Genomic DNA, 4,952 nt, shown 5'->3' with positions numbered 1-4,952 from the left:
CCGTGCAACAGCGCGACACGGCCCCGCCGGAATCCCGGCGCACCGCGCGCAACGCGCCGCGCTTCGTCGCGCTGCGGCAGGCGCTGGYGGCACGCGACGTGCAGGTCGACGAAGTGCGGCTGGGCACGGGCCGCGGCGAGCCGATGCTGTGGCTGCAGGTGGTGCCGCCGGGCCGGCCGGCGACATGGCTGGGCGTCGCGGGCCAGGTCGTCGTGCCGGCGTGGTCGGCGCGCACGCTGCTCGCGCTGTTGATCACCAGCGCGCTGGTCGCCGGCGTCAGCTGGCGCTTCACGCGGCGCCTCACACGACCGCTTGAACAACTGCGCGAACGGATGCAGGCCCATCAACCGGGCCAGCCCGCACCGGCCGCCGCTCCGGCGGCCGCCTCGCCCGAGGTGGCCGCGATAGCCGCCGCCTACCGCGACCTGCTCGAGCGCCTGCAGCAGCACGAGCGTGAACGGGCCGTGCTGCTGGCCGGCGTCTCGCACGACCTGCGCAGCCCGCTCGGCCGCATCCGCATGGCCGCCGAGCTGCTGCCCGACACCCCCGAGACGCAGGCCCGCCGCGCCAGCATCGTGCGCAACGTGCAGGACGCCGACCGGCTGATCGAGAGCTTCCTCGACCACGTGCGCGCCGGCGAACTGCCGTGCGACGAGACGGTGGACCTCGCCGCCGTCGCGCGGCAGGTCGTCAGCAGCTTCGAGCGGCCCGCCGCCGAACTCTCGCTCGACGCGCCGGCCGCATTGCCACGCGAGCACGCCAACCGGCTGCTCGTCGAGCGGCTGATCGCCAACCTCGTCGACAACGCGCTGAAGCACGGCCGCCCGCCGGTGCGGGTGCGCGTCGGCGGCTCGGCCGCGCAGGCCTGGATCACCGTCGACGATGCCGGCGACGGCATCCCTGCCGAGGCCGTGGAGCGCCTGACCGATGCGTTCGCGCGCGGCGACGGCAGCCGCTCGCGGCCCGGCACCGGCCTCGGTCTCGCGATCGTGCGGCAGGTCGCGACGCGGCTCGGCGGCGCGCTGGCCTTCGAGCGCGATGGCAGCACGCACCGCGTGCGCGTCACGCTCGGCTGATGTTTCAATGCTGTCGCAAATCGTCGCGCAACGCGGTCGCCACGCCGCGGCCCACCGCGTTCAATGGACACCCACAACTTTCCGAGGAGCCCGCCATGAGCCGTTCGATCCGCCGTACCGCCCGCTTTCCGCTCGCCCTGCTGTGCACCACTGCGCTGGCCGCCTGCGGCGGCGGGGGCAGCAGCAACAGTGACGCCGGCGAGCAGCTGAGCCTCGACACCGCCACCGGCTACAGCGCGAACGCCACGCTGGTCTCCGGCGACGCGGGCACGGTGCTCGACACCAGCGTGCTCGCGGCCCAGTCGGTGGTGGCCACGCAGGCCACGGTGGCGGCCGCCCATGAATCGGCGCAAGGCGTGTCGGCCCTGGCGGTCACGAACGCCACGGTCGACTGCGCCGGCGGCGGCAGCGCGGTGCTCAGCATCACCGGCGGCACGCCCGGCAGCCTGCTGAACGGGCAACTCGATGCCGGCGAGGTCTACACGCTGACCTTCATGGACTGCGCCGGCGCCACCGGCGCGGCCGCCGTCAGCGGCTCGCTGACGATGACGGTGGTGACGGCCGATGCGAACACGCTGTCGGTCACCACCGAAGCCGTCGCGCTGTCGGCCGCGTTGCCGCGCGGCAGCGTCACGCTGAACGGCGACACCGCGCGCACCGTCTCGTCGACCACCAACGGCACAACGACACAGCTGACGAGCCACTTCACGTCGGAGAGCCTCGGCCTGACGACGCACTACGACGGCCGCACCGCCAACTTCTCGCTCAGCGCCGTCGACATCACGCGCCAGGCCACGCTGGTCGACGGCGTGCTGCAGGGCAGCTCGATCAACGGCACGCACACGATGGGGCTCACGCTGCCGAACGGTTCGGCCCGCTACACCGTCGCGACGCAGGGCAGCGCCACCTACGGCCCGACCGGCCTGCCGATCGCCGGCACCTGGGCGATCACGCTGCCGCATGCCGCCGTGGGCCTCGCGATCGCGAACGCGCTCGCGACGATCACCGTCGACCAGGGCAAGGACGGCACGATCGACCGCAGCATCACCGTGCCGGTGTCGCGCCTCGCATCCGACGCCGGCTGATCAGTCGACCAGCCGGTTCAGCTTCGCGTACTGCAGCAGCATGATGGTCTTGCCGTCGCGGATCCTGCCCGCCGCGACCCAGGCCAGCGCCTCGTCGAGCGTGGGTTCGAGCACCTCGATGTCCTCGCCCTCGTGCTGTTCGCCGCCGCCGGCCGACACCTTGTCGCGCGCCTCGTAGGCGCCGACGAAGAAGTGCAGCCGCTCGGTCACCGAGCCCGGGCTCATGTAGGCCTCGAACACCGGGCGCACCTCGGCGATGCGGTAGCCGGTTTCCTCCTCGGTCTCGCGGCGGATGCAGGTCGCAGGGTCGTCGCGGTCCAGCAGGCCGGCACAGGCCTCGATCAGCATGCCGTCGGGCGTGCCGTTCACGTAGGCCGGGAAGCGGAACTGGCGCGTCAGCACCACCGTGCGGCGCTCGCGGTTGTAGAGCAGGATCGTCGCGCCGTTGCCGCGGTCGTAGGTCTCGCGGCTCTGGCGCTGCCAGCTGCCGTCGCTGCGCTGGAAGTCGAAGCTCGTCTTCTTCAGCACATACCAGTCGTCGCTCAGCACCTTCACGTCGACGATGCGCACGCGGTCGTTCACGGGGATCTCCGGTTCAAGGATGGAAACGCGATGATTCGTGCATGTTCGTGCACTGTCAAGCAATTTCGTGCAAACTCGCGGCCATGCTGACCGAACAACGCAAGCAACTGATCCTCGGCCGCCTGAAGCAGGACGGACAGGTCGTCGCCGCGACGCTGAGCGAGGAACTGGGGCTGTCGGAAGACACGATCCGGCGCGACCTGCGCGCGCTCGCGGCCGAGGGCCTGCTGCAGCGGGTGCACGGCGGCGCGCTGCCGGCATCCAGCGCCGTGGCCGATTTCTCGGCGCGGCGCGCGGTCGAGCCGCAGGGCAAGGCGAGCATCGCGCGCGCCGCGGCCGCGATGGTGCAGCCCGGGCAGATCGTCTTCATCGACGGCGGCACCACCTGCCAGCAGCTGGCGCGGCAGCTGCCGGCCACGCTGCGCGCGACCATCGTCACCCACAGCCCGACGATCGCGATCGAGCTGGTCGGGCATCCGCTGATCGAGGTCGTGCTGATCGGCGGCCGGCTGTTCAAGCACTCGGTGGTGTCAGTCGGTGCCGGCGCGCTGGAGGCGATCGGCCGCATCCGGGCCGATCTGTACTTCATGGGCGTCACCGGCATCTCCATCGGCGCGGGGCTGTCCACCGGCGACCTGGAAGAGTCGCACATCAAGCGCGCGTTGATGACGCAGGCGGCCGAAACCTGGGTGCCGGCCTCGGCCGAGAAGCTGCAGAGCGCCTCGGCGTACACGATCGCGCCCTGCAGCGCCGCCACCGGGCTGATCGTCGACGGCGACACGCCGAAGAAGGCGCTGGCCGGGTTCGAGACGCTGGGCCTGGCGATCGTGCGGGCCTGAGCGACCTCCGTCACTGCTGCTTCTTGTAGGCCTTGTCCATCGGCGGCCCGCGGTCGGTGTCGACCAGGCCGCGCGACACGTCGCGGTGCGCCTGCTCGATGCGCGGGCGCGGCGTCTCGTCCTTCTGGCTCGACTCGTCGCGTTCGTGCGGCAGCTGCGGCTCCGCGTCGCGGTCACGCCGCACGGTGGTGTCGCTCTTTCGGCCGGTGTTGCGGCCGGAATCTGGCTGGGTGGTCATGACGGATCCTTCGGGCAAACGACCGTTGCCTGAAGGGTCACTGTGACGCGGACCGCTCGCGCCGGCTGTCGGCCACCGGTACCGCCTGCTGTAGGACACCACCATGCCCGGGATCGATGCCCTCCGCCGCGGCCGCGGGTGCCCCCGCTTGCCGCCGCCGGTGCGATCCACTAACCTCGATCGCCCCCTCACCGCTCAGCGCCTGTGGCGCGAAAGGAGAGCGCCATGTCAAGCCTATCGAATCCCGTGAACACCGGGATCGCGGCCATCCGGTCGCTCGCGCTGGTCGGCCAGACGGCATCCGGCAAGACCAGCCTGACCGAGGCCTTGCTGTGCAAGGCGGGGGCGATCGGCGCGCCCGGCAGCCTGGAGCGCGGCACGACGGTCAGCGATTTCGACCCGATGGAGCGCCGCGTGCAGCATTCGCTGAACTCGACGCTGATGCACTTCGGGCATGGCAGCGCGCAGATCCACCTGATCGACACGCCGGGAATGCCCGATTGCGTCGGCCAGTCGATGACGGCGCTGGAGGCGGTCGAGACCGCGGCCATCGTGATCAACGCGCAGACCGGCATCGAGATGATGGCCTCGCGCATGATGGACTGGGCGGCGCACCGCGGGCTGTGCCGCATGATCATCGTCAACAAGATCGATGCGCAGGGGCTCGACCTGCCGGACCTGGTCGCGAAGATCCAGGCCACCTTCGGCAAGGAGTGCCTGCCGCTGAACCTGCCCGCGGCCCAGGGCACCCAGGTGGTCGACTGCTTCTTCAATCCGTCCGGCGAGGCGGATTTTTCTTCTGTGGAGACGGCGCACCGCGCGCTGGTCGAGCAGGTCGTCGAGGTCGACCCCGGTTTCGTCGACCGCTACCTCAACGATGGCGACGTCGACCCGCGCGAGCTGCATGCACCGCTCGAGCAGGCGCTGCGCGAGGGTCACCTGGTCCCGATCTGCTTCGTCTCGGCGCGCAACGGCGCCGGCGTGGCCGAGCTGCTCGACGTGATCGACCTGCTGCTGCCGAACCCGACCGAAGGCAACCCGCCGCAGTTCTTCAAGGGCGAGGGTGCGGATGCGAAGGAGCTGCATGCGCAGCCGGATGCGTCGCTGCACGTGATCGCGCATGTGTTCAAGG

At 71.1% G+C, this 4,952-nt stretch carries 6 protein-coding genes; 4 read left to right on the top strand and 2 right to left on the bottom strand.

The genetic code is table 11. The annotated features are described in order from the left end of the window. On the top strand, positions 1-1,076 hold a 1,076-nt coding region (locus AC1D1T_RS29960), incomplete at its 5' end, for a sensor histidine kinase (protein WP_477993088.1). Between the two features lie 95 nt (positions 1,077-1,171). Beyond that, complete coding sequence (locus AC1D1T_RS29955; RefSeq protein WP_477993087.1) at positions 1,172-2,161, top strand: hypothetical protein; 990 nt, start codon at positions 1,172-1,174, stop codon at positions 2,159-2,161. Here AC1D1T_RS29955 and nudK read toward each other — a convergent pair whose 3' ends face one another. Then, positions 2,162-2,749, bottom strand: a complete 588-nt coding sequence (gene nudK / locus AC1D1T_RS29950) for a GDP-mannose pyrophosphatase NudK (RefSeq protein ID WP_465114174.1) — start codon at positions 2,747-2,749, stop codon at positions 2,162-2,164. It abuts the gene before it with no gap. A 77-nt stretch (positions 2,750-2,826) separates the two neighbouring features. Here nudK and AC1D1T_RS29945 point away from each other — a divergent pair, with 77 nt between their 5' ends. Continuing rightward, complete coding sequence (locus AC1D1T_RS29945; RefSeq protein ID WP_465114153.1) at positions 2,827-3,582, top strand: DeoR/GlpR family DNA-binding transcription regulator; 756 nt, start codon at positions 2,827-2,829, stop codon at positions 3,580-3,582. Between the two features lie 10 nt (positions 3,583-3,592). Here AC1D1T_RS29945 and AC1D1T_RS29940 read toward each other — a convergent pair whose 3' ends face one another. Next, positions 3,593-3,820, bottom strand: coding sequence for a hypothetical protein (locus tag AC1D1T_RS29940; protein WP_477843667.1), 228 nt, complete (start codon positions 3,818-3,820; stop codon positions 3,593-3,595). A gap of 225 nt (positions 3,821-4,045) precedes the next feature. On the opposite strand from AC1D1T_RS29940, the gene AC1D1T_RS29935 reads away from it, so the two are divergent. After that, positions 4,046-4,952, top strand: a 907-nt coding sequence (locus AC1D1T_RS29935; RefSeq protein ID WP_477993086.1) for a GTP-binding protein, incomplete at its 3' end; no start/stop codon positions are given.

This window comes from Rhizobacter sp. P2_H3 (genome assembly GCF_056403355.1).
The sequence above is the reverse complement of the archived record's forward strand: the minus strand, read 5'-3'. Positions and strand labels throughout refer to the sequence as shown.

Excerpts from the sequence above, each read along its gene's own strand:
- AC1D1T_RS29955 (WP_477993087.1), top strand. The coding sequence starts at position 1,172 with ATGAGCCGTTCGATCCGCCGTACCGCCCGCTTTCCGCTCGCCCTGCTG.
- AC1D1T_RS29940 (WP_477843667.1), bottom strand. The coding sequence starts at position 3,820 with ATGACCACCCAGCCAGATTCCGGCCGCAACACCGGCCGAAAGAGCGAC.
- AC1D1T_RS29945 (WP_465114153.1), top strand. The coding sequence starts at position 2,827 with ATGCTGACCGAACAACGCAAGCAACTGATCCTCGGCCGCCTGAAGCAG.